19 protein-coding genes and 1 pseudogene are annotated in these 23,484 nt (G+C 58.8%); 16 read left to right on the top strand and 4 right to left on the bottom strand.

What is annotated here, in order from left to right:
* Nucleotides 1-178: 178 nt before the first annotated feature.
* Entirely contained in the window at nt 179-2,383 is a 2,205-nt protein-coding gene (locus tag H6G62_RS02245) for a phosphoketolase (RefSeq protein ID WP_190492492.1), read from the top strand.
* Between the two features lie 118 nt (nt 2,384-2,501).
* Here H6G62_RS02245 and H6G62_RS02240 read toward each other — a convergent pair whose 3' ends face one another.
* Nucleotides 2,502-3,368 carry an inositol monophosphatase family protein gene (locus H6G62_RS02240; RefSeq protein WP_190492491.1) on the bottom strand — a complete coding sequence of 289 codons (867 nt, stop codon included), beginning with the start codon at nt 3,366-3,368 and terminating at the stop codon, nt 2,502-2,504.
* Nucleotides 3,369-3,565: 197 nt separating this feature from the next.
* Between H6G62_RS02240 and H6G62_RS02235 the strand changes: the two genes are divergently transcribed.
* The 3 genes from H6G62_RS02235 to H6G62_RS02225 all read left to right on the top strand — a co-directional run bounded on the left by H6G62_RS02235 (nt 3,566) and on the right by H6G62_RS02225 (nt 6,899).
* On the top strand, nt 3,566-3,847 hold the full coding sequence (locus tag H6G62_RS02235) for a DUF4090 family protein (RefSeq protein WP_190492490.1): 282 nt from the start codon (nt 3,566-3,568) through the stop codon (nt 3,845-3,847).
* A gap of 86 nt (nt 3,848-3,933) precedes the next feature.
* Nucleotides 3,934-4,584 (top strand): bifunctional phosphoribosyl-AMP cyclohydrolase/phosphoribosyl-ATP diphosphatase HisIE, encoded by a 651-nt coding sequence (hisIE, locus tag H6G62_RS02230; protein ID WP_190492489.1) that lies wholly within the window; start codon nt 3,934-3,936, stop codon nt 4,582-4,584.
* Between the two features lie 176 nt (nt 4,585-4,760).
* Nucleotides 4,761-6,899, top strand: a complete 2,139-nt coding sequence (locus tag H6G62_RS02225; protein ID WP_347239270.1) for a helix-hairpin-helix domain-containing protein — start codon at nt 4,761-4,763, stop codon at nt 6,897-6,899.
* A gap of 84 nt (nt 6,900-6,983) precedes the next feature.
* On the opposite strand, the gene H6G62_RS02220 is transcribed toward H6G62_RS02225, so the two are convergent.
* Nucleotides 6,984-7,199 (bottom strand): hypothetical protein, encoded by a 216-nt coding sequence (locus tag H6G62_RS02220; protein ID WP_190492487.1) that lies wholly within the window; start codon nt 7,197-7,199, stop codon nt 6,984-6,986.
* A gap of 321 nt (nt 7,200-7,520) precedes the next feature.
* On the opposite strand from H6G62_RS02220, the gene H6G62_RS02215 reads away from it, so the two are divergent.
* The 6 genes from H6G62_RS02215 (at nt 7,521) to hisB (ending at nt 12,763) form a co-directional block, all read left to right on the top strand.
* Entirely contained in the window at nt 7,521-7,796 is a 276-nt protein-coding gene (locus H6G62_RS02215) for a (2Fe-2S) ferredoxin domain-containing protein (RefSeq protein ID WP_190492486.1), read from the top strand.
* 10 nt (nt 7,797-7,806) lie between these two features.
* Entirely contained in the window at nt 7,807-8,463 is a 657-nt protein-coding gene (locus H6G62_RS02210) for a PAS domain-containing protein (protein ID WP_190492485.1), read from the top strand.
* Nucleotides 8,464-8,466: 3 nt separating this feature from the next.
* On the top strand, nt 8,467-9,633 hold the full coding sequence (locus H6G62_RS02205) for a SpoIIE family protein phosphatase (protein ID WP_190492484.1): 1,167 nt from the start codon (nt 8,467-8,469) through the stop codon (nt 9,631-9,633).
* A gap of 234 nt (nt 9,634-9,867) precedes the next feature.
* Nucleotides 9,868-11,193, top strand: coding sequence for a type IV pilus twitching motility protein PilT (locus H6G62_RS02200; RefSeq protein WP_190492483.1), 1,326 nt, complete (start codon nt 9,868-9,870; stop codon nt 11,191-11,193).
* A gap of 5 nt (nt 11,194-11,198) precedes the next feature.
* A complete protein-coding gene (locus H6G62_RS02195; RefSeq protein WP_190492482.1) occupies nt 11,199-12,044 on the top strand; it encodes a circadian clock KaiB family protein in 846 nt (281 codons plus the stop codon).
* Nucleotides 12,045-12,115: 71 nt separating this feature from the next.
* Nucleotides 12,116-12,763, top strand: a complete 648-nt coding sequence (gene hisB, locus H6G62_RS02190) for an imidazoleglycerol-phosphate dehydratase HisB (RefSeq protein ID WP_190492481.1) — start codon at nt 12,116-12,118, stop codon at nt 12,761-12,763.
* Between the two features lie 55 nt (nt 12,764-12,818).
* On the opposite strand, the gene H6G62_RS02185 is transcribed toward hisB, so the two are convergent.
* Nucleotides 12,819-13,439, bottom strand: a complete 621-nt coding sequence (locus H6G62_RS02185; protein ID WP_190492480.1) for a TenA family transcriptional regulator — start codon at nt 13,437-13,439, stop codon at nt 12,819-12,821.
* 170 nt (nt 13,440-13,609) lie between these two features.
* Here H6G62_RS02185 and H6G62_RS02180 point away from each other — a divergent pair, with 170 nt between their 5' ends.
* From H6G62_RS02180 to H6G62_RS02155, 6 genes are all read left to right on the top strand, one after another.
* Complete coding sequence (locus H6G62_RS02180; RefSeq protein ID WP_190492479.1) at nt 13,610-15,421, top strand: proline--tRNA ligase; 1,812 nt, start codon at nt 13,610-13,612, stop codon at nt 15,419-15,421.
* Entirely contained in the window at nt 15,422-16,321 is a 900-nt protein-coding gene (prmC, locus tag H6G62_RS02175; RefSeq protein ID WP_190492478.1) for a peptide chain release factor N(5)-glutamine methyltransferase, read from the top strand. It abuts the gene before it with no gap.
* A gap of 242 nt (nt 16,322-16,563) precedes the next feature.
* The gene (locus H6G62_RS02170; RefSeq protein ID WP_190492477.1) at nt 16,564-18,516 is read left to right on the top strand and encodes a sodium:proton antiporter; all 1,953 of its coding nucleotides are present in this window, start codon (nt 16,564-16,566) and stop codon (nt 18,514-18,516) included.
* Between the two features lie 111 nt (nt 18,517-18,627).
* Nucleotides 18,628-21,636 (top strand): SMC family ATPase, encoded by a 3,009-nt coding sequence (locus H6G62_RS02165; RefSeq protein ID WP_190492476.1) that lies wholly within the window; start codon nt 18,628-18,630, stop codon nt 21,634-21,636.
* A gap of 363 nt (nt 21,637-21,999) precedes the next feature.
* A complete protein-coding gene (locus H6G62_RS02160) occupies nt 22,000-22,146 on the top strand; it encodes a hypothetical protein (protein ID WP_190492475.1) in 147 nt (48 codons plus the stop codon).
* Between the two features lie 59 nt (nt 22,147-22,205).
* Nucleotides 22,206-23,162 (top strand): RNA polymerase sigma factor, RpoD/SigA family, encoded by a 957-nt coding sequence (locus tag H6G62_RS02155; RefSeq protein ID WP_190492474.1) that lies wholly within the window; start codon nt 22,206-22,208, stop codon nt 23,160-23,162.
* 155 nt (nt 23,163-23,317) lie between these two features.
* Here H6G62_RS02155 and H6G62_RS27625 read toward each other — a convergent pair.
* Nucleotides 23,318-23,484 (bottom strand): annotated as a pseudogene (locus H6G62_RS27625) (IS4 family transposase); the annotation flags it as partial.

Genomic DNA, 23,484 nt, shown 5'->3' with positions numbered 1-23,484 from the left:
TTTCTATCGTGAAAACCGGGCCTTTCGATCAAGGGCTACCCGTCCCTGTGTAGGATGGTAAACAGACCTTGGCTGATTGTATACAGTGACGCAGACGCCAAAATGAGGCTTTTATCGTCAGGATCGGCCTAGGAATGAACGTTTTTGCTTATTTTGACGCTTGTTAAGGGGTTTGAGTATGACGGCGGCTACCACCCAATCGGTTCCGGCATTTTGCGAGGGAATTCAGCACTTTGGCGATCTGCCCCCAGATTTCGCCACCCATGGTAAAGATGCGGCCATTGCCCCTGGCCAAACCGCCATCGCCAATCCCAGCGACCCCGCTGCCGTCTACCAAACCCTGCTGGCTGCCGATGCCCTGCGCTACCTGACCCTGCAAATGACCGCCAGCAAGGAATCGGGCCATCCCGGCGGCTTTGCCAGCATTGCCGAAGCCATCGCCGCCCTGGTGATGCTGGGCCACAAGAACATCGTGACGGAAGTGGGCCACCATGCTCCGGGCTTCTATAGCAACGTGTTTTTGGATGGCTCCCTAGAGGCCATGGGCATCAACACCGTCCAAGACCTATGCGACCGCTTCCGGGAAACCCACGGATTGCTGGGCCACCTGTCGGGCCAAATTCCGGGCCTCCTCGCCCCCGCTGGCCCCCTCGGTCAGGGGCAGCACTTCGCCATGGCCGGGGCCAAGCTGCATCCCGGTGTGCTGTTTCCCGTCACCATCGGCGATGGCGGCCTGGGCGAACCCTACATCATGAGCAGCATCGGCCACTTCAATACCGCCTACCCCAGCGCCACCAACTTCCTCCCCATCCTGGTGTGGAACGGCTATAGCCAGGAGCACCACAGCATGGTCTCCACCAAGAGCAACCAGGCCATGATCGACTACTGGCGCGGCAACGGCTTCCAGGAGGTGATCCTGGTGGATGCCAAGGATTTTGACGATGCCAACCAGCCTGGGGATTATGTCGATAGCACCGCCTTCTCTTTCCCTCAGCGGTTCGCCTTCACCCAGGCCGTCCTCGAAGCCACGGACAAAGCCGCCAAACTCGCCCTCGGCGGCACGTTGACGGTGCTGATTGTGAAGCAACTCAAGGGCGCAGGGGTTCACAAGCGCGGTGCCCAATCCCACAACCTCTATCCCGGCGATTCCCTCACGCGGGATTATATTGTGAGTGCCCTGACGACCCGTGCCCTGCACCCCGATGCTTGGGCCTTGGTGCGGACGAATTACGAACGGGCGGCGGGTGGCCCCTCTTCCCAGGTGGCTGTCACCGAGAAAGAACTACCCCTGGCGGATCTGGGAACGCTCCCCCTCAACGAATTCCCGGTAGGCGGTGATAAGCAAGTGGCGACGACCGCGATGGGTGCTCTGGTGGGCTACGTCGGTCAGCAAGATCCTACTTTTGTGGTGACGAACGCCGACGGCAACGCGGCTTCGGGCATCAACAACATCAACCAAGCCCTGAAGATTATCCACCCCACCACCGACGCCACCTACTTCCAGCAGCCCCAGGGCCAGGTCTACGAACCCCTCAGCGAAGATGCCTGCGCTGGCCTCGCCGCCGCCCAAGCCCTGTTTGGGGGGCGCACCCTCTGGTGTTCCTACGAATCCTTTGCCATCAACGGCCTGCCCATTTGGCAAACCGTCACCCAGGCGATGGCCGAACTGCGCCGCGCCACCCCCTCCACCATCACCCTGTTTACGGCGGGGGCACTGGAACAGGGCCGCAACGGCTGGACCCACCAGCGCCCGGAAATTGAAAACTACTTCGCGGGCATGATGCGCAATGGCAACGTGTTCCCCCTCTTCCCCACCGACGCCAACGGCATCCAGGTCTGCTACGACTGGGCCTTGGGCACCGTTAACAAGGGCGTTACCATCACCGCCAGCAAGTCGCCCCTGCCCATCCGCACCACCTTCGAGCAAACCCGCCAAGCCCTCGCCGAGGGCGCGGTGGAACTGGCCTCTACCCCTGGCGACAAAACCGTGGTGTTTGCGGTGATTGGCGACATGACCCTAATCCCCGTGTTTGAGGCCGCTGAACAACTGGCCAGCCTGGGCGTCGGTAGCCGGATTGTTTCCGTAGTTAGCCCCCGCCAGCTCTATCGCCCCACCGATATCGCCTGGGATATGTGCTCTGAGGCAGACAGCAACTTCCTAGATGATGCTGGATTCGAGCGGCTGTTTGGCGGCGACGTGGTGATTGGCGTAACGGGCGGCTCCAGCGCTATGTTGGAACCGATCATGCTGCGCAGCACCGCCCCCCGCGACACCTTTGCCTGGAAGCGCGGCGAAACCACCGCCACCGCTGGGCAAATCATGGCCCTCAACGGCATCACCGCCGAGAACTTCGTGAATCGGGCCAAGGCGTTGCTGGGTTAGCCCGATCCAACCCAGTTGGTTTGACCCCGGTACTTGACCCCGGTATGGGTGGGCGAGGAGACCTCGCCCCTACGGTTTCTGGGGTAGAGAATCGGGGTTTTTGAGTGCGGGTTTGGGGTTAAATCTTGGCGAGGGCGGCTAGGAGATCGCTGTGGATGGTTGGGTTGGCGGCCACGACCATCCCAGGCCGCTGGTAGGCGTCGCAGGTGTGGAGGGGGGGCGGGGGATCGCCGCTGAAGGTGGTGACAATGTGCCCCATTTCCTGGGCCATAAAGGCGATGGCGGCTCCATCGATGAACTGCCCCCTGGCTAGCACGGCCCCGGCCAACTCGCCGCTGAGCAGCCCGTTAAAGTTGGGGATGGGATGGGTTTTGGAATAGTCAGCCTTGGTGTGGAAGACTCGGTAGCGGTCGCTGAGGTGGGGCACTAGGTCACCCATCTGCCAGCCTAGGCAAATGGCCGGGGTGGGATTGTTCACGGTGATGCGTTGGCAGTCCTCTAGGGCATCGGCAAGGCGACCCTTAAACGTGCCTTGGCCCCGCAGGGCGTAGTAGTAACAGTCTTGACCAGGGGTGATGGCGATGGCAGCTTCATAGTCATCGGCATTGAGAATACCGAGGATGATTTGGTAGTTGGCATGGCCATCCAGGTAAAACTGGGTGCCATCGATGGGATCGAGGGTAATTAAATAATCCCCCATTTCCCCTAGGTCGATGGCCCGAAAATACTTGGTGTTGTAGGTTTGCTCATACTCCTCCCCAAAAAAGCGCACCTGGGGAAACAGCCCCAACAGCACCACCTCCATCATGGTTTGGATAGACAGATCGGCGTCGCTAAGGGCCGAAGCAAAAAAGTTGTCGCCCTTATCAGCCTTGTCGGGCTGGGCCTGGATTTTGGCCTGGATCTGCTGGGCATAGGCCCCCGCCGTTTTGAGGTAGGGCAGCAGCGCCTCTAGGATCTGTCGGGGCGTGGGATGGCTGGACATGGCCGCAAAACCTGATTCATCGGTGCGCCCCTAGTGTAGCCTGAGCCGCGAAGGTCTATGCCGCCCTAGCGCTAGGGATTTCTAGGGATTCTGCCCCCAGCCAGCCCTATCCCATCCATAGAAATCCTTAAATCGGTCGAGGTCACGGGATTTGATAGGATACCTGTACCTTGTAACGCCGCTGGAGCGCCCGTACCATGTCTCAAACCACCGGAGCCGACGCCGTTGACGCCGCCATTGCCCAGGGCGTTGATCTCGATGGCAGTCCCATTCCCGCCGCCAAGCTCGATCTCTATAACACCGTGATGGCCAAGGAAGCCCAGCGCCAACGCAGCGGTGTGATCAACTCCATGCGATCTCGCATTGTGCGGATTGGGGCCAAGCACTACGCCCAGGAAGACCTCGATAACATGCTGCTTGAGGCGGATTTTGCCCCCCTCAAACCCAAGGAAATTGCCTACTTCTACGGCAAAGCCTAGCTCATACCCTGGAGAGGTCGGATCTGGTGTACAGGGTTACCGGAAATCTCCTACAGTGAACAGGTAAGCTTGATTCCCTGTCTGTCATGGCCACCTCTTCCCCCGCAACGCTGTCCCACGCTGTGCCCGTGGATCGTATTCGCTATAACGATCAGGGGTTGGTGCCCGCCATCGTGCAAGACCACCTAGATGGCACGGTGTTGATGATGGCCTGGATGAATGCGGAGTCTCTGCAAAAGACGCTGGATACGGGCGAAACCTGGTTTTGGAGCCGATCTCGCCAGGAGTTTTGGCATAAGGGAGCCACCTCTGGCCATGTGCAACGGGTGCAGGCCATCCGCTACGACTGCGACAGCGATGCCCTACTGGTGACGGTGGATCAAATCGGCGATGTGGCCTGCCACACCGGGGAACGAAGCTGTTTTCACCAGGTCAACGAGGGCAAGGTGGCCCCGCCGGCGGATACCCTCTCCCAGGTGTTTGGCGTGATCTGCGACCGCCGGGATAACCCCAACCCCGACTCCTATACTTGCAAGCTGCTGGCCGGGGGCGACAATAAAATTCTCAAAAAAATTGGCGAAGAAGCCGCCGAAGTGGTGATGGCCTGCAAGGACGACGACCCCGCCGCCATTGCCGGAGAGGTGGCCGACCTGTTCTACCACACCCTCGTGGCCCTCGCCCACCACGGAGTAGACCTCAAGGACGTGTACCGCAAGCTCCAGGAACGTCGTCGTTAGGCCGATCTTGGTGGGTTCCGGTGATGGGAGAGTTCGGTGATGGGAGATTCCGGGGATGGAAGCTTGCGGTGATGGCCTATAGACTTCCCTTTCCCTGGCGGTTTCCCCAACCATCGCGTTTCCTGAGTCTAGGATCTGGGCTGGGCCTAGGATTTGAGCGGTGGGCGTGGCGATGGGTGACTGTGCTCATGGTCGTAGTGGCTTTGCTGGGGGGACTGGTGGCACTCCCAACGGTGGCCGGGGCGGATCCGGTTTCCACCCATCCTCTGCTCACCACGGAGGTACTGCGGCAGCGGCTAGCTAACCCTCTCCAGCGGGAGGGCCGCACGGTGGTTGACCTGCGATCCTTCACCATCGACCTCAAAACCGACTCAGACTTTGCCACCAGCTTCTATCGTCTGCTGAGTAATGGCTTGCAGCGGCCCGCCACACCGCCCGTCCTCGACCTCAGCTATGCCCTGGTACAGGGGGATTTTGACCTGCAAAAACTGGGCCAGCGAGAACCCCTCTACGGTGAGACCCTCGCTCCTCTGCTCAGCCCAGAGGGACTCTCCCAACTGAAGCGAGATCGGCAGCGGTTGTCCCAACTGAGTCGGTTATCCCAATCGCTGCTAATCCAGGCAGAGGGCACCCCCCAGGATATCTACCTGTTTCGGGGGCCGTTGCTGGCGGTACAGACCCACTTTGAGGGATCCGTTCTAGCGGGGGAAACCTATGTGCTGGGGCAAATTTTGGCCCAGGGGGCGCGGTTTGATCAGGAACTCTACCTGGCGGGGGCACGGTTTAACCGGGAGGTGAATCTGGTCGGGGCCGACTTTCGCGGACGGGTGCAGGCCAAAAGCGCCATATTCTTTGCCCCGGCAAGGTTTGATCAGGGATTTTTTCGCCAGGGGGCCAACTTCCAGGGGGCGGAATTTAAGGCCAATGCCAACTTCAGCGGCAGTCAACTGGCGGGAGATTTGAACTTTAGCCGGGTGCAGTGGCAGGGTACCGCCGACTTTGCCCGCACCCTCTGGCAGGGCACCGCCTTTTTTCTGCGGGATCGCTTTGACCAAGCCCTGTTTTTTACCGAGGCCCGCTTTGAAGCGCCGCTAATTTTGCGTCAGGCTCGGTTTGGTGCCCCGGTGAACCTGCGCAATGTGCTGCTGGGGCCAGAGGCCGACTTTGGTGATGCCCTCTTCCAACCCGCCGCCTACCTGAATGTGGCCGGAATGGAATTTAGCGTGGAGCAGACCCGAATTTTGGGCACCCCAGGGCGCATCGGGCGAGCCTTTTCCGTGCCGCAGTTGGCGGGCAACGAAACCCTACTGCGCAACCTAGAGCGCAACTTTCGCCAGTTAGAACAAATCAGCGACGCCAACCGCATCGCCTACACCACCGAACGGCTGCGGCTGAAGGACTGGCAGCGCCAACTGATTGGGGCCGACCTCAACCAGGCTCCCAAGGCCGCCCTCATCAAAGCTGGATTTAAGGAAACCCAAGCGGAGGCCCTGATCGCCTACCGCCAGGAGAAGCCCCTGCTGAGTGTGGACGACATTTTAAACGTGAAGGGCATTGATCTTGCGGCCTACGTCAAGGTGCGAGACCACGTCCTCGTCCGTCGTCAGGGCAACCTGGGCGGACGGGTCACCCTTGCCCTGCGGTGGGTGCTGTTAGAAAGCTTGATCGTCCTCAGCCACTACGGCACCAGCTTTGGGCTGATCTTTGGCGTTGGCCTGGTGGCTATCCCGCTCTTTGCCGGGATGTTTTGGTTTGTGGATCGCTACCGTCGCCGCCTTCCCACCCCGATTTTGCCGCCCCTGGGGGAAGGTCTATGGCTGGGGGGTGGCGGCGGGATGTTGCTCATCCTGGGCCTCAGCAACCTGCTGCGTGCCGCCGACTATCCTCAATTCACCCTGCTGTCTCTAGGGCTGCTGATTTTCCCGGTGCCCCTGCTACTGATTGCCCTGCTGCTCAAGCAAGGCCGCTTCCACGATCACCTCCACGATAGCTACCTGGTCGAAGATGGTAGTATGCGCCAGTTGCGCCTGCTGATCGCCCGCCTGCCTGTGATTCCTAAGTATTACTTCTTTCGAGATCGCTACACCCCCATCCTGCTAGACCGTCGCTGGAACTGGCTGAACTACCTCGACTTCAGCCTCAACAATTGGCTTAAATTTGGCTTCAACGACATCCGCCTCCGCGACCACAATGTTCCCGGCTTGGTCACCGCCCTGGTCTGGTATCAATGGGGACTAGGGCTGATCTACACCGCCCTGCTGCTGTGGACGCTCTCCCGCACCATCCCCGGCCTCAATCTCCTGCTGTATTTCTAAGCTTGAAGGCGAAGAGACCTCGCCCCTACGGTTTGCTGGGCTGGGAATCGGGGTTATCCAATTAGGATTTGGGATAAAACTGGGCTAAAACAGCGTTAGATCCCACTCGGCGTCGCTAAACTGATCTGGCCCCACCAGGTCAGCCCGCACCGCTAGGTAGCGACTACTGTAAATCGACGATTGCTTAAAGCGGGGATTGGGGCGTCCGGCCTGGGCATCTTGCTCGGCATAGGCTTCCAGATATTCCGGCACAATGGCCTGGGTTTTGAGGCATCCAGGGTGCGATTCAGGGGCAGACATGGGCTCCTCCCACCGGGGTAGCAGATTTTCTTGTTCCTAACGATAATCCCGATGCCCCAAAAGTGGGTCAGGCTTTCACAAAGTTTTTGGGGATGGGCCTGGTTCACCCAGATCCTAGCCTAGGGTCTGGGCGGGTTGTAGGGCAGGGCAGGGAGAATTTCTTAGGGAATTTCTTAAGGAAATCCTTGGGTTCTGGCTGACCACCCCCAAGGCAACCTGTTTAGACTAGAGGGGGATTTGCTGACTATCGTTGTGCCTGTCCTCAGCCCTCAATGTCTTATCCCTTCACGCGTATTCCTTAATGTCTCATCCCTCAACACCATGGCGAAAGAAAACCTGTTTCTCTGCATGGGTTCGGCCTGTCACCAAATGGGGGTCTACGATGTGTTGCCCCAGCTTCAGGCACTCATCCTGGCTCACAACCTAGGGGATGTGATTGAACTGAAGGGCTCGTTCTGTTTAGAAACGTGCAGTCAGGGAATTGTGATGAAATTTCAGGATCATCGCTTTTTGGGCATTAGTCCCCAAAATGTAGATAGCATCTTTACCGAGCGAATTCTGCCGATGATTCAAGCGGCCCTAGCCCACGCCCAGTAGGGATTTTGTTATGGCAGATTCTACCTTTCCTAGTCCTTCGTCTCGGCCCAGTTTGGGGGGCGGTGGTGGCCGTCACGATCACCATCACCTCTGGCAACTGCTGTGGGAATATGACCCCAATGGTCTGATTGTGGTGGATGCAGATCTTTACATTAAGTTGGTGAATCCGGCCTTTTGTCGGATGTTTAAGGTACAGCCCGACGATGTCATTGGCCAGCCCGCCGCCACGATTTTGGATGATGTCAGCGACTTTCGGCGAGTCTGGGAAACGGGGGAAGTGTATCGTGGTAAACCCAGAGAATTTGCCCAGCATGATTTATTAGTTAATCAGGTCATTTTTCCAATTCCCGATGAGGGAATTATTGCTTGCATCATGGCAGACTACAGCCATCAACTCACGGAACGACGGGAGCTCATGGCCATTAAAGAAACCACCATTAAACAGGTGAATCAGGTCGTAGATAACCAAATGAAGGTGGTCCAGGAAATCGCAGGGCTGCTGGGGGAAACCACCGCCCAAACTAAGGTGAGTTTGCTCAAAATTGTGCAAATGCTTCAGCACGAAGCCGTGGACACCGTGGCGGTGCATCCCCAGGATTTAAAGACGAGACATCCCCGATCCGCTGAATTGGCCCAGGGGAATATCCCCAGGGAGGAGGGCCGTTAGTCAATGACCCTAGATGCCTTTATTGATATCCACAGCGCCAGTTTGAATAAGCTTGGCGAGGAACTCTGTGGCGACAAGGTGAAGTATCTCAAAACGGGTACCCAAACCACCGTGGTGCTGTCGGATGGGTTGGGCAGTGGGGTAAAGGCCAACATTTTGGCGACCCTGACCACGGAAATTCTGATCACCATGCTGAACGCCGATGTGCCCCTGGAGGAGGTGCTGAAGACGGTGATTGGCACCCTGCCCATTTGTCAGGTGCGAAAAATTGCCTATTCCACCTTCACGATTCTCTGGGTAGATGGCCATACCAACCATTTCAAGGTGATTAATTTCGATAATCCGCCTCCGGTGTTTTGTCACCGGGGCCGCGTCGAACCCCTGGCCATGGAAACCCAGGAAATTCTAGGCCGCAAGCTGCAATCCGCCGAAGGACAACTCGACCGAGGGGATTTTTTGGGGGCGATTAGCGACGGCGTGCTCTATGCCGGGATGGGCATGACCATGAACTTTGGTTGGGGCTGGGACAACATTGCCCAGTATGTAGAGGGGGTAATTGGCAGTCAGGCCCACACGGCGCGATCCATCGTCAAGCGGGTGATTGACCACACCTTTGAGCTATACCAGGGTCAGATCGGCGACGATGCCACCATGGTGGGGCTATATGTGCGTCAGCGCCACCCGCTGATGATTTTCACTGGCCCCCCCCTAGAGGAAGGACAGGACGAATCCTTTGTGAATCGGTTGCTGGACTTTGAGGGGCGCAAGGTGGTCTGCGGTGGCACCACGGGCAATATCGTGGCCAGCTATTTGGGGGAAATTGTAGAAATGGATCTCTCGACCATGCGGCGAGAATTACCCCCCATTGGGATGCTGAGCGGCGTGGACTTGGTAACTGAGGGGATTTTGACCCTCTCCAAAGCCACGGAGTACATCCGCCAGTGCCACTGCGATCTAGGCCGTCTGCGCTTTGACAACAATGGAGCCTATCTCCTAGCCCGCGAAATCCTCCAGGCCGATGCCATCCACTTTTTGGTGGGGCAAAGTATTAACGAGTTTTACCAAAACCCGCTGCTGCCCAAAAATATTTCCATTCGCCGTAGCCTAATTGAAGATCTAGTGACGGTGCTGCGGCGCTTCCAAAAGGAGGTGTCTGTGGAGTATTGCTAGGCTAGGTCGTCCTGGGAGATAGCTAGGATCGTCCATCCCCAAGGGAAAGTCATCGCGTATAGTTTGTATAGTCTGAGGAAGGGCCGGGGCCAACCCACCATAAACAAATTCTAAGCCGCGTTATTTTGGCCCATCCTTGGGCAACCTAAACAGTAGTCCGGGTGCGGATGTCTCAACCGATCACTAACCCGGATCGACTATCTATCACGGTATTCACCACGGAGAACTGGTTCTATGGCTGAGTCGTCTCGTGTTCCGGCCAATCCCAATCTGCCCCCTCGTCCGGCGGCTCCCCCACCTACCCCAGGGCAGCGGCCTCCCGCGCCGCCCCCGCCCCAGGGGCAACGTCCTCCCGCCCCCGCCCAGGGCCAACGTCCCCCGGCTCCACCCCAGGGCCAACCTGCCGCCCAAGGCCAACAGCGCCCCCCAGCGGCGGCCCAACACCGTGCCCCTAGCCCACCGCCCATGCCCACAGCGGCTGAGGCCATTAAGGTGAGTGCTAGCCCCACCCTAGAGCACATCGTGCGGGAAGCCTTTGATAAGGGCTTTTCGGACATTCACCTGGGGGTAGGGGAAGTGCCCCGATTCCGGGAACGGGGGGAAATTAGCCCGACGGAATACCCCGTCACCGATGAGGAGACCTTTTATAATTGGCTGTCGGAAATTCTGCGACCCGACCAAATCCAAGAATTTCGCCAAAACCTCGACTTTGACGGAGCCGCCCAGTACGACTTCACCCGGATCCGGATCAACATCTTTGACACCCTGCGTGGCCCTGCCATGGTGCTGCGGCTGATTCCGGTGAAGATCCTCACCCTAGAGCAGTTGGGCTTTGATGGCATCTTCAAAGATGTATGCCACTACCACAAGGGGCTAATTCTGGTGACGGGGCCAACGGGTTCCGGGAAATCCACCACCATGGCGGCGATGATCGACTATGTGAACAGCGAAATGCCGAAGCACATCATCACCATTGAAGACCCGGTGGAATTTGTCCATACCAGTAAGCGTTCCCTGGTGAAGCAGCGGGAAGTGGGAATGCACACCCACAAGTTTGACAACGCCCTGAAAGCCTCCCTGCGGGAAGACCCAGACATCATCCTAGTGGGGGAAATGCGGGACAAGGAAACGGTGAATACCGCCCTCAAGGCCGCCCAAACCGGACACTTGGTGATGGGCACCCTGCACACCAACAGCGCCGTGAAAACGGTGGAACGGATCCTCAACCTCTACGAGCCCGAACAACAAGCGCCGATTCGGGTCTCCTTGGCGGAATCGCTGATTGCGGTGATTGCCCAGGGGCTCTGTCGCACCACCGACGGCAAACGAGCCGCCTTCCACGACATCCTGATCAACACCGACGCCATTAAGGACTACATCCTCCAAGGCAAGCTGGACGAAGTGGAGGCGCTGATTCCCAAGTGTACCTTCGACGGCATGTGTACCATGAACCAGTCCCTCTACGCCCTCTATGAGTCGGGGCGGATCACCGAGGAAACGGCCCTGGAAATGGCTCCGAAGCAGAACGAAATGGCCCAAATGCTGCGAGGTCGTGTCTAAGTTGCGTGTCTAAGTTACCTGACCCCAGCACCACCGCCGCCAGTTTTAAGGGGCTGGCCCTCTTTACTCCAGGCGGCGACTGTGTGTACTGCATCGACCAGCGGAAGCGTAGCCACTGGCATTTGGATCTCTGTGCAGCTCTGCAAAGCGCCCTAGGGCTAGCCGAGCCGCCCTACTTTTTGCTGCCCTGCTTCACGGCAACGGTGGATCGCTGGGTAGACCCCAATAGCCAAGCCCTGGTTACCGTGGCCGAGGCTTACCCCCGTGCCCTACGCTTCCAAACCTTTCTCAATGTGCTGTTTGACATCGATGATTTAATCTGGCAACCCAACTACAGCCACCACGAAGACTGCTCCGTCTGGGTGATCGAGTCCTACCGCACCACCTTTCCTGAACTCTGGGAATGCCACGATCTGATCATGCGGGTGGAGGCTACCTGGGTGAGTCCCCTAGGATCTTCGTTGCCCACCCGGTTCACCGAGGATTCCACCAACCCTCCATCCAACGACCTCCAGGGATCGAGAGATTCCCAGAGGTTAGATCTCCCGATCTATGATCCTCAGGAAACCGATTTGGACGGGGAACCCACCCACCTGTTCAAACTGTTTGTCAGCGGGGCCGACACCATAGCTACCGAGAAAATGCTGCGGGTGTTGCGCCATACCCTGGAGACCACCCTCACCCACCCCTATACGCTCCATCTGATCGACGTGATTACCCACCCCGACGAGGCCGAAGCCAACAACATCACCGCTACACCCACCCTAATTCAGGTGTCGCCGCCCCCGGTACGCCGCATTGTGGGCCACTGGCCCAGCCCCCAACAACTGAGAGATCTGCTGGGGCCATGAGTGGCGACTGGCCTAGGCACAGGGGATCGGCCAGGGATAAGATAGAGATTGGCCCTGTTTCAATCTCTGCCATGCAAACCCAAGATCGTCCCCTGTCCGTTGCTGACTCCACCGCTACGGTGGGATTCCCCCCTCGGCGGGCCAGCGTGAGCCGCACCACCGGAGAAACCGACGTACAGGTGAGCCTCAACCTCGATGGCAGCGGCCAATGCAGCGCTAACACAGGCATTCCCTTTTTGGATCACATGCTGCACCAAATTTCCTCCCACGGGTTAATTGATCTCGATGTGCAGGCCCAGGGCGACACCTACATCGACGACCACCACACCAACGAAGACGTGGGCATCACCCTCGGCATGGCGTTGCACCAAGCCCTGGGCGACCGCAAGGGCATCACCCGCTTTGGCCATTTTGTTGCGCCCTTGGATGAATCCCTGGTACAGGTAGCCCTCGACTTTTCGGGACGGCCCCACCTCAGCTATGGCCTCACCATCCCCACCGAGCGGGTCGGTACCTACGATACCCAACTGGTGCGCGAATTTTTTGTGGCCATCGTCAACCACAGCCAAATGACCCTCCACCTGCGCCAACTGGACGGCCTCAACTCCCACCACATCATCGAAGCCACCTTCAAAGCCTTCGCCAGGGCGATGCGGATGGCCGTAGAAGTTGACCCCCGCCGCGCCCATTTGATTCCTAGCTCCAAAGGCGTCCTCTAAACCAGACCACACCGCTTTCCAACTGCACCAACGGTAGGGGCGAGGTCTCCTCGCCCTAGGCCACAAAGGCCATTTGCCAAAAGGCGGTTTCTAGGTTGGCGATGCGCAGAAAAGTGGTGGAGGCGAGGGCTTGGGTGTGGTCGCTGGCTTGGGTGAGTACCTCATCGGCCTGGGTGGCGAGGAGTTTAACGTAGTCCGTAAAGCCGGGGTTACCCCAGCGGTCGGCAAACTCGGTGTAGGGGGCGGGCATGGGGCCAGGTTTTTGCCAGCCCTGGTTATAGGCGGCTTCGATGGCCCACAGGGCGGTGGCCTGGACGGGGTAGGGTTCTAGCACCAGCCCTGCCATAAAATCGCAGTAGTGGGAACAGGTGGACTGGCGCGGAGCCTCCAACTTCAACCCCCGTTCCTCGGCCTTAGCCTGGAACCACAGCAGTTCATCCTTGAGGGCCATTAACCCCGCCAGCAGCACATCCAAATGGTGATCGGGGGCAGCTCCCAGCATTTTGCCCACCATGCGGGTGAAGTCTTTTACAAACAGGTAATCCTGCACCAGCCAGGTATTGAACTGGGCAGCGGTGATGGTGCCCCGCTGGCATCCGGTCAAAAACGGATGGACGGTGGCCCGTTCCCAGGCCTCGGCATGGATAGTGACCAAATCCTTGCAGGTCAGAGTCATCGATACGTCCTGATTGTTGCGTTTGCCAATCACTCTATAGCAAAAGGCCGCTGAAAATAGCACGGTTCTGTCCGAAGGGAGGTGTTAAGTCAGAATCGATTACTATGCTTAATGGACGTTGCTGAATGGACGTTCCTGTCAACCTGCTTTAGCCCATCCTGGAGATTCCCATGCGCCTGTCTCAAATGCTGTTTGTCACCCTGCGGGAGAACCCGGCGGAGGCCGAAATCCCCAGCCACAAGCTGCTGCTGCGGGCGGGCTACATTCGGCGGGTGGCCAGCGGGGTGTATGCCTATATGCCGCTGCTGTGGCGGGTGCTGACCAAAATTTCCGGCATCGTGCGCGAGGAAATGAACGCGACCGGAGCCCAGGAATGTTTGCTGCCCCAGCTTCAGCCAGCCGACCTGTGGCGCGAATCGGGCCGTTGGGACACCTACACCAAGGCCGAGGGCATCATGTTTTCCCTGGTGGATCGCCGTCAGCAGGAAATGGGCCTTGGCCCCACCCACGAGGAAATCATCACCGCCATTGCGCGGGATATGATCCGCTCCTATCGCCAACTGCCCCTGCACCTGTACCAAATTCAAACCAAGTTTCGCGACGAAATTCGGCCCCGCTTCGGCCTCATGCGCGGGCGCGAGTTCATCATGAAAGACGGCTATTCCTTCCACGCCGATGAGGACAGCCTGAAGCAGACCTACAACGAGATGTACACCGCCTACAGCACCATTCTGCGCCGCTGCGGGCTGGAGTTCCGAGCTGTGGATGCCGACTCTGGGGCGATTGGTGGCTCTGGCTCGACAGAATTTATGGTGCTGGCCGAGGCCGGAGAAGACGAAGTGCTCTACACCGAGGACGGTATCTACGCCGCCAACGTGGAAAAGGCCGTATCCCTGCCCGCCGATGCCGTGCCTTCTGAGTTCAAAACCTTTGAAAAGCTCGACACCCCCAACACCCCCACCATCGAATCTCTGGCGAAATTCCTCAAGTGTTCGCCCACCCAGATCGTCAAAAACGTCCTCTATCAGGCGGTGTTTGACAGCGGTAAGACGGTGCTGGTGATCGTCAGCATTCGCGGCGATCAGGATGTCAACGACGTAAAGCTGACCAACGAACTCACCAAACTGGCCCCCACCTACGGCGGCACCGCCCTCCTCTCGCTCACCGTGCCCGACGAGGAAGCCCAGGCCAAATGGGCTGCCAAACCCCTGCCCCTGGGCTACATGGCCCCCGACTTGGGCGACGACTATATTCAATCCGGCGTAAAAGACCTGGAACCCAAATTCCTGCGCCTGGTGGATGCCACCGCCGTTGATCTGACGGGCTTTGTTACCGGGTCAAACGAATCCGGCTTCCACGTCGTTGGGGCCAACTGGGGCCAAGACTTCACCCTGCCTAAGATTACTGTGGATGTGCGGAAGGCCATGGCAGGAGATCGGGCCGTCCACGACCCCGGCCAGCTTTTGCAAACCGCACGGGGGATTGAAATCGGCCACATCTTCCAGCTCGGCATCAAATATTCCAACGCCCTGGGAGCCACCTACACCAGCGAAAGCGGCGACTACGTGCCCCTGGTGATGGGCTGCTACGGCATTGGGGTTTCTCGGTTGGCCCAGGCGGCGGTGGAGCAGTCCTACGACAAAAACGGCATTGTCTGGCCCGTGTCCATTGCCCCCTACCACGCCATTGTGGTCGTGCCCAACATTGGCGACGCAAACCAAATGCAAGCCGCCACCGAGCTATACACCGCCCTCAACGCCGCCGGAGTGGAAACCCTGCTGGACGACCGCGACGAACGGGCCGGGGTGAAATTCAAGGACTCCGAACTGATCGGCATTCCCTACCGCATCGTCACCGGACGCGCCCTGGCCGATGGCTTTGTGGAAGTGGTGGATCGGGCCACCGGAGAAGCCGAAGAAATCGCCCTAGATGCGGTGGTAGACATCATCAAAGACCGAGTCGCCGCCGCCCTGGCTGGGTAGATGGGGGAGCGGGTTTCTGGGAAAAGCCTCGATCAATGGCGCAACCAGGCCAAGGCCGAGGCCAAGGCGGTAGGCATTGACCCCCAGGAAGTGGACTGGCTGCTGCGAGCGATCTGCGATTTGGATAGCCTTACCCTGCGGCTGGGGCTATCCCAAATGGCGGGCGTTGACTTGAAATTGTCCCTAGCCGACCTAGAACACCGCTGGCAGCAACGGGTTCAGCGGCGGGTTCCGGTACAGTACCTCGTCGGGGAAGCCCCTTGGCGGCAGTTTTCCCTAAACGTCTCTCCGGCGGTGCTGATTCCCCGCCCCGAAACCGAGTTAATCATTGATCTCGCGGTGGATGCCGTGGAACGCAGTCCCCAACGGGACGCCCTCGCTACCGGAATTTGGGTGGATATGGGCACAGGCAGCGGAGCCATCGCCATCGGGTTAGCCGATGCCTTCCCCAATGCCCAAATCCTCGCCGTAGACCAAAGCGCCGACGCCCTCGCCATCGCCCAGGAAAACGTCCAGCGCTACGACCTCACCGACCGCATTACCCTGTGCCACGGGTCTTGGTTTCAGCCCTTGGCCAACTACCGGGGCAAACTCAGTGCGGTAGTATCCAATCCGCCCTACATTCCCTCTGGCATCTTGCCCACCCTTCAGCCCGAAGTCATTGCCCACGAACCCACCACCGCCCTCGATGGTGGCCCCGATGGCCTCGATGATCTGCGTATCATCGCCACCCAAGCCCCGGATTACCTGATTGCTGGCGGGCTGTGGCTGGCGGAAATGATGGCGGGTCAGGGGGAACTGGTCACCGAATTGCTGACCCAAGTAGGAGCCTATCGAGGCATTCAGGTAATCGAAGACCTGGCTGGACGGGATCGCTTCACCCTGGCGTTTCGCATCTAGCAAAGATCCCCAGTAACCCAAGGTCCCAGGGTTCTTTCATGGGTCACACCGATGGCCCTTGCGTCAGCCGCGAGAACCCTGGGATCTAGCCCTCACCCGGATCTGGCCCCTTTACCTCTCTCCCTGCGCCCTAAAAGCCTTGGCTCTGGGCACAATGCTATCCTAGACGGGACTTGCTGCATGGGTTTTGCGGGGTAACCGTTGGGGATCATCCCTAACTGGGTTCGCCGCTAAAGAGAGTTATGGACAACGCCTTCGAGCTAACGCTGCAAATGGTGCTGACGGTTTTAGCCGGGGTGACCGCTCAGGTGGTGGGCGAGTTTGCGCGGGTGCCGAGCATCATTTTTTTGCTGATCTTTGGTATTGGCCTGGGGCCGGATGGCTTTGGGCTGATTCACCCCCAATCGCTGGGAGTGGGGCTGGAGGTGATGGTCTCCCTCAGTGTGGCGCTGATTTTGTTTGAGGGTGGCCTCAGCCTGGAGCTAAGCGAACTGGGCCAGGTGTCTAGCAGTTTGCGGAATCTGGTTACCATCGGCGTGTTTGTCACCCTGATTGGCGGCGGCGTGGCGGCCCACTGGCTGGGGGAATTTCCCTGGTCGCTGGCCTTTCTCTATGCCTCCCTGGTGGTGGTCACTGGCCCCACGGTGATTACGCCCCTGCTACGTCAGGTACAGGTAGATCGCAAGGTCTCCACCCTGCTGGAGGGCGAGGGGGTGTTGATCGACCCGGTGGGGGCGGTGCTGGCGGTGGTGGTGCTGGGCATCATCCTCAACGGCGATGCCGACTTGGGGTCGGTGGTGGGTGGCCTGACCCTGCGCCTGGGCATTGGTACGGTGATTGGGGCCATTGGCGGCGGACTGATGGGCTGGTTCCTAAAGCGGGCCAGCTTTGTGAGTGATGACCTGCGCAACCTGGTGGTGCTGGCAGGGCTGTGGGGAATTTTTGGCCTCGCCCAAACGGTACGGAGCGAATCGGGCCTGATGGCGACGGTGGTGGCGGGGCTGGTGGTACGCGCCCTCTCAGTGCCCGATGAACGGCTGCTGCGGCGCTTCAAGGGTCAGCTTACGGTACTGGCGGTGTCGGTGCTGTTTATTCTGCTGGCAGCGGATCTCTCCATTGCCAGCCTCTTTGCCCTGGGCTGGGGGGCGGTGGGCACGGTGCTGGTGTTGATGCTGCTGGTGCGGCCCGTCAGCATTTGGCTTTGCACCCAGTCCAGCGATATGAACTGGCGACAAAAGACCTTCCTAAGCTGGATTGCCCCCCGTGGTATCGTGTCGGCCTCGGTGGCCTCCCTATTTGCTATTTTGCTCACGGAAAAGGGGATCAGCGGCGGCGATGCCATCAAAGCCCTGGTGTTCCTCACCATTATTATGACGGTGCTGGTGCAGGGGTTAACCGCCCGCTGGGTGGCCCGCTGGCTGGGCATCGCCAAAACTGAGGCGGTGGGGGCGGTGGTGGTGGGCTGCAACCCCCTCAGTTTGCTCATCGCCCGCCTAATTCAAGACTATGGCGACCCCGTGGTGCTAATTGACACCAACGAAACCGCCCAGGACGAAGCTGCCAAAGATGGCATTCCTATCCTGATTAGCAGTGCCCTCGACCATGGGGTGCTCGAACAGGCCGGACTGGGCAAGGCGGGGACGTTCCTGGCCATCACCAAAAACGGTGAGGTGAATGCTGTGGTAGCCCAACGCGCCCTAGAGGAATTCCAGCCCCCCAGGGTAATCGCTGTCATGCCCACGGACAAAGACCTGGGTGAGGTGCCGAACCAAGGCAAGCTTAAAGAAGCCGCAACCCCCAGCCTCTCCCTCAAAAAATGGAATCGCTACCTCACGGATGGCGAGGTGCGTCTGGGGGAAACCCGCCTGCGATCCGACGCCACCGAGCTGCAACAGGCCCACCTAGCGGCCCTGGTACGCGGCGGCGAAATGATTCCCCTATTGGTGGAACGGGACGGTGCCCTGCAAGTGGCGTTGGGACAAGATATCTGGAAGGTGGGGGATCGCCTCATCTACTTGCTCCATGATGCCACCCCCAAGCTGCTCAAACGCCTAGGGGGCGGCATTCAACCCATCAAACTCACCCCCGAAACTCTCCCTGCCGTGGAAGATGTGCCCCTGCCCGCCCCGGTGGTCACTGAACCTTTGCCCCCAGAGTCCCTGAAGCGTGGCGACGCGGGCGATCAGGCCTTGTGATGGCAAAGCCTAGGGTGGGTCATCCATGGATGAAATGAACGACTTTTCCAGAGCGAATGTACTTGAAGTTCTGACGTACTGTACACTTGGGGAAGTGGTGCTTGTGTCTCCATGATCCCCAGACACATTACGCTAAGGAATTTTCTGAGCTACCGTGAGGCTAGCTTAGATTTTAGCGGCCTGCATGTGGTCTGTATTGCGGGGCAAAATGGGGCAGGCAAGTCTTCGTTACTAGAGGCGATGGGCTGGGCGCTGTGGGGTCAAAGCCGGGTTGCCATGGATGACGATGTGATCCACCAAGGGGCGCTAGAGGCCAAGGTATCCTTCGTGTTTCAGCAAGGGGATCATTGCTATCGGGTGATCCGCAGTCGCCATCGGCAGCAGGGGGCGGGGCTAGAGTTCCAGGTGCAGACGGAGGCGGGCTATCGGGTTTTGACCCAGCGCAGCATTCGGGCCACCCAGCAGATCATTTGCCACCACCTCAAACTAGACTACGACACCTTTATTAATAGTGCCTATCTACGCCAGGGTGGGGCCGATGAGTTCATGTTAAAGCGCCCCAGCGAACGGAAAGCGGTGCTGGCGCGACTGCTCAAGCTCGACCACTACGATGATTTGGCGGAACGGGCCAGGGAACAAGCCCGCCAAGCCAAGGCCGAAGTCGCCCTGCGAACTCAGCATTTAGAGGAGTTGACCGCCACCTTAGCCCAGGCGGAGACCACGGTTTCCGCCTGGGCCCAGTTTGAGGCCGATTTACAGGCGTTGGATCGGGAACTGGCCGATACCCAGGCCCAGATCCAGAACCTCCAAGCCCTGGGGCAAACCTGCCAAGAACAGCGGCAACAGCGGCGACTCTATACCCAGCAGCGAGATCAGACCTTGGCCCTGTGCCAACAAACCCAGGTGGCCTTGGCCATGGCGGAGGCGGAGGCCCAACAGTGCCAGCAACACCTAGCGGCGGCAGTCACGATTGCAACTGAGGTCGCAAAGCTGCAAGCCTTGGAATCAGAGGAACAGGATCTGAGTCAGCGGCTTCAGCAGGCCCAGACCTGGCAGCAGCGCCTAGAGGAGTTGACGACCGAATACCAGGCCCAGGCCCAAGCGCTTCAAACCCAGCACCAGCAGGCCCAGAGCCAGTTGGAGGCGGTGTTAACCCAGCGCCACGAATTGGCGGACACCCTCGGCCAAACGGACAATGTGAAGGCGGCCTGCGATCAGTTGGCCATGGCCAAGGCGCGTCTAAAGCACCTGGATGCCTTGCAGCTTCAGGTAGGGCCACTGCGGCAACGGCAACAGCAAATCCAGTCCCAGCTTCAACGCCAGGAAACCCGGCTGCAAACCCGGTTGGAGGAGGCCCAAGCCGCCCTAGCCCAGTTGCGCCAAGCCCAGGCTCAGCATCCGCCCCTAGAGGTGTCGGCCCAGGCGGTGGAGCAAACCCTGAGCTATCTGGAGCAGCGGCAGGCTTACCAGGATCAGGTGCGGGATAAGGGACTGGAGCGGCGTAGTTTTGTGGCCACCCTTCAGGCCCGCCAGCGGGACTGTGAAACCCAAATGGCCGAAATTGCCCAGAAGTTGTCGATGTTGGCCCAGCCCGACGCCTTCTGCCCCCTCTGTGATCGATCCCTCGGCAGCCCCCATCGGGCTCTGGTGACCGACCGCCATCGACGGCAGCAGCAGGACTTGCAGGATCAGATTTGGGTGATTCGCGAACAGTTGGCGGCCTCGGAACGGGAAATTCAGGTTTTGCGGCAGGAATATCGGGCGGTGGAGGCGGAACTGGCCCTCTACCGCCCGGTGCTGCACCGCCAGGGCCAGATCGATGCCCAGCGGGCCTCCCAGATCTCCATACAGCAACGCCTGCGGGATTTGGAAACGGAATGTCATCAGCTTCAGCAATCTCTTCAGCAGCGCCACTATGCCCCCGACCTCCAAGCCGAACTGGCTCAGATCGAACACACCCTGCACCAGTTGGCCTACGATGATCGCGATCATGCCCTAGCGCGGGGGCAGGTGAATCGCCTGCGCTGGGCCGATCTCAAACACCACGACCTCACCCAGGCCCAACATCGCCAGCGCCGTCTGCGGGATCAGCAGCGCCAGATCGAACAAACCCTCGCTGAACTGGATGCCCAGCGACTGGCCTTGGAACAGGGGCCGATGCCGCAAGAAATCCAGACTCTTCAGCAACAGATTCAGCCCCTCCAGGCAGATTTAGCCCAATATCAGCAGGTTCGTTTGGCCTTGGGAAAAGCCCAGATCTGGCGCAGTCGGCAGCGAGACCTAGACCAGGCCCGCCAACGTTGGCCCCATCTAGAACAGCGCTGTGCCCATTTGCGCCACCAGCAGCAGGAGCAGCAGCAGACCCTAGACCGCCTCACCGCCCAGATCGATCAGCTTCAGTCGGCCTTGCACCACCAGGGCTACGATCCAGACGCCCTAGACCGCCTTAGGCAACGCTTGGAAACGCAGCAGCAGCAGCGAGATCACCTCCTCGCTCAGTTAGGAGCCTTGGCCCAGGCTCGCCAACACCTAGATCGCCTGGATCAACAGATGGGGCAAAATCGGCAAGACCTCAAGGCCGCTCGACAGCGCCAACAAGTTTACCAAGAACTCGCCCATGCCTTTGGACGCAAGGGCATCCAAGCCCTGATGATTGAAAACCTACTGCCCCAACTGGAGGCCGAAGCCAACCACCTCTTGGGCCGGCTCAGCCACCATCAACTGCACCTGCGGTTTGTCACCCAGCGGGCCAGCAAGGGAAGTCAAGATAAGCGAATTGAGACCCTCGATATTCTGATTGCCGACGCCCAGGGCACCCGCCCCTACGAAACCTACTCCGGCGGTGAAGCCTTTCGGATTAACTTTGCCCTGCGGTTGGCCTTGGCCCGCATTCTGGCCCAGCGGTCGGGGATGGCCCTGCAACTGTTAATGATTGATGAGGGTTTTGGCAGTCAAGATCCCCAGGGTTGCGACCACCTGATCGCTGCCATCAACGCCATTGCGCCCGATTTTGCCTGCATTTTGGCGGTCACCCATATGCCCCGCCTGCGCGAAGCCTTCCCCACCCGCCTCGACATTACCAAAACCGCCCAGGGCTCTCAGATTACCCTCTCGGTGTAGGGTTCTCCGAGATTTGTCCAGCCCTAGGGGTCAATCTTCCCCAGGATAGAGTACGAGGCTCTGCCACGCTGCCACAATGGGAGTGACACCGTAGACGTAAACTCAGCCTGAGCACTGACTCAGGAACGACAGCGATTTTCGCAAATATTTGTAACAATCGTTAATAATCTGGCGAAAGCTTAAGAATGTTTTTGGATTTTCCGCAAAAAATATGTCGCAAAGGATGCAGTCCAGTGGCCCTAGAAGCCCTATGCTGCAAACCATCTGGGCTAAATAAAATCCTGAATTGAGTAGGAATCACTATTCCCGCTCTCCTTCATAAATGTTACACTTGTTTACATAAATAAGTGAGCAATAGCTAATATGGACGCTTCAACTCTAATTTACAGCGGACTCATTACCCTAGGGGCTGGCTACCTGCTGATTAGCCGCAAGGTCGAAACCGCTCACCAGGAAGTCCCCATCCCCGTCCCTGTCAATGATTGCGGTGTGAAGGATCGCCATCGTTAACCGCAGCCCAGCCCCATGGGTCGATCTGTTTCTCCCTGCTGTTTAGTTGTCTCCCTGCCATGAGAACGTTGCAGAATTCCACCGACCTAGTGCGTACCTACCTGAAGGAAATCGGTCGGGTCCCCCTGCTCACCCACGAGGAAGAGATCGTTCTGGGTAAGCAGGTGCAGCGGCTGTCCCTGCTGGAGGCCCAAAGGCGCGACCTTGAGGAAACCACCGGACGAACCCTCAGCCTAGAGGACTGGGCCGAGGCCGCCTCCATTTCCCTGACGGAACTAAAGAGAATCATCCGCGAGGGCGAACTGGCCAAGCGCAAGATGGTGGAAGCCAACCTGCGGTTGGTGGTGTCCGTGGCCAAAAAGTACATTAAGCGCAATGTAGACCTGTTGGATCTGATCCAGGAAGGTACCATTGGAATGCAGCGGGGCGTCGAAAAATTTGACCCCACCAAGGGCTACCGCTTCTCCACCTACGCCTACTGGTGGATTCGCCAAGCCATTACCCGCGCCATCGCTGAAAAAAGCCGCACCATCCGCCTGCCCATCCACATCACCGAAAAGCTGAATAAGCTGAAGAAGGCCCAACGCCAGTTAGCCCAGGAACATGGCCGTGCCGCCACTGTCGCCGAACTCGCCGCCGAGTGCGACCTTACCACTAAGCAGGTGCGCGACTACCTCGAAAAAGCCCGCCAGCCCCTCTCCCTCGATCTCAAGGTGGGCGACAACCAAGACACCGAACTGGTGGAGTTGCTGGAGGATGACGGCCCTTCCCCCGAAGAATTTGCCGCCCAAACCTCCCTGCGCCAAGACCTAGAGCGCCTGATGGGCGAACTCACCCCCCAGCAGCGGGAGGTTCTGTCTCTGCGCTTCGGATTAGTCGATGGTCAAACCATGACCCTAGCGAAAATTGGCGACCGTCTCTCTATCAGCCGTGAACGGGTGCGCCAAATTGAGCGAGAAGCCCTCACCAAACTGCGCAAACGCCAGTCCGATATCCGCGAATATCTCGCCAGCTAATCCCAGCCTCCACCTTGGCTGACCAACCAACACCGAATTAGCCCTCGGCTTCAATCCCCGTTGCCCGCAGTTGTTCGGCGAGTTGAGCAGCCCGTTCCTCGGCCTGTTTCGCCCGGTTTTGAGCCTGTTCAACTTCTTAACGGGTGACAACGTGGCTAGATCGCTTGCTGCATCAGGGCTAGAACGTGTAGACCACGCTGGAAATAGAGGTGCTTGTGGGGTTTCAGGGCCATCAACTGAAAGGCGAGATCCGCCCAGACTTCCATGGCACAGCGCCAGCGTTGACCATAAAGTCCTAGGTTGAAATCACTGTGTCGCAAGG

Origin of the sequence: Phormidium sp. FACHB-1136, assembly GCF_014697375.1 — a bacterium.
Classification (GTDB): domain Bacteria; phylum Cyanobacteriota; class Cyanobacteriia; order Phormidesmidales; family Phormidesmidaceae; genus Nodosilinea.
The sequence above is the reverse complement of the archived record's forward strand: the minus strand, read 5'-3'. Positions and strand labels throughout refer to the sequence as shown.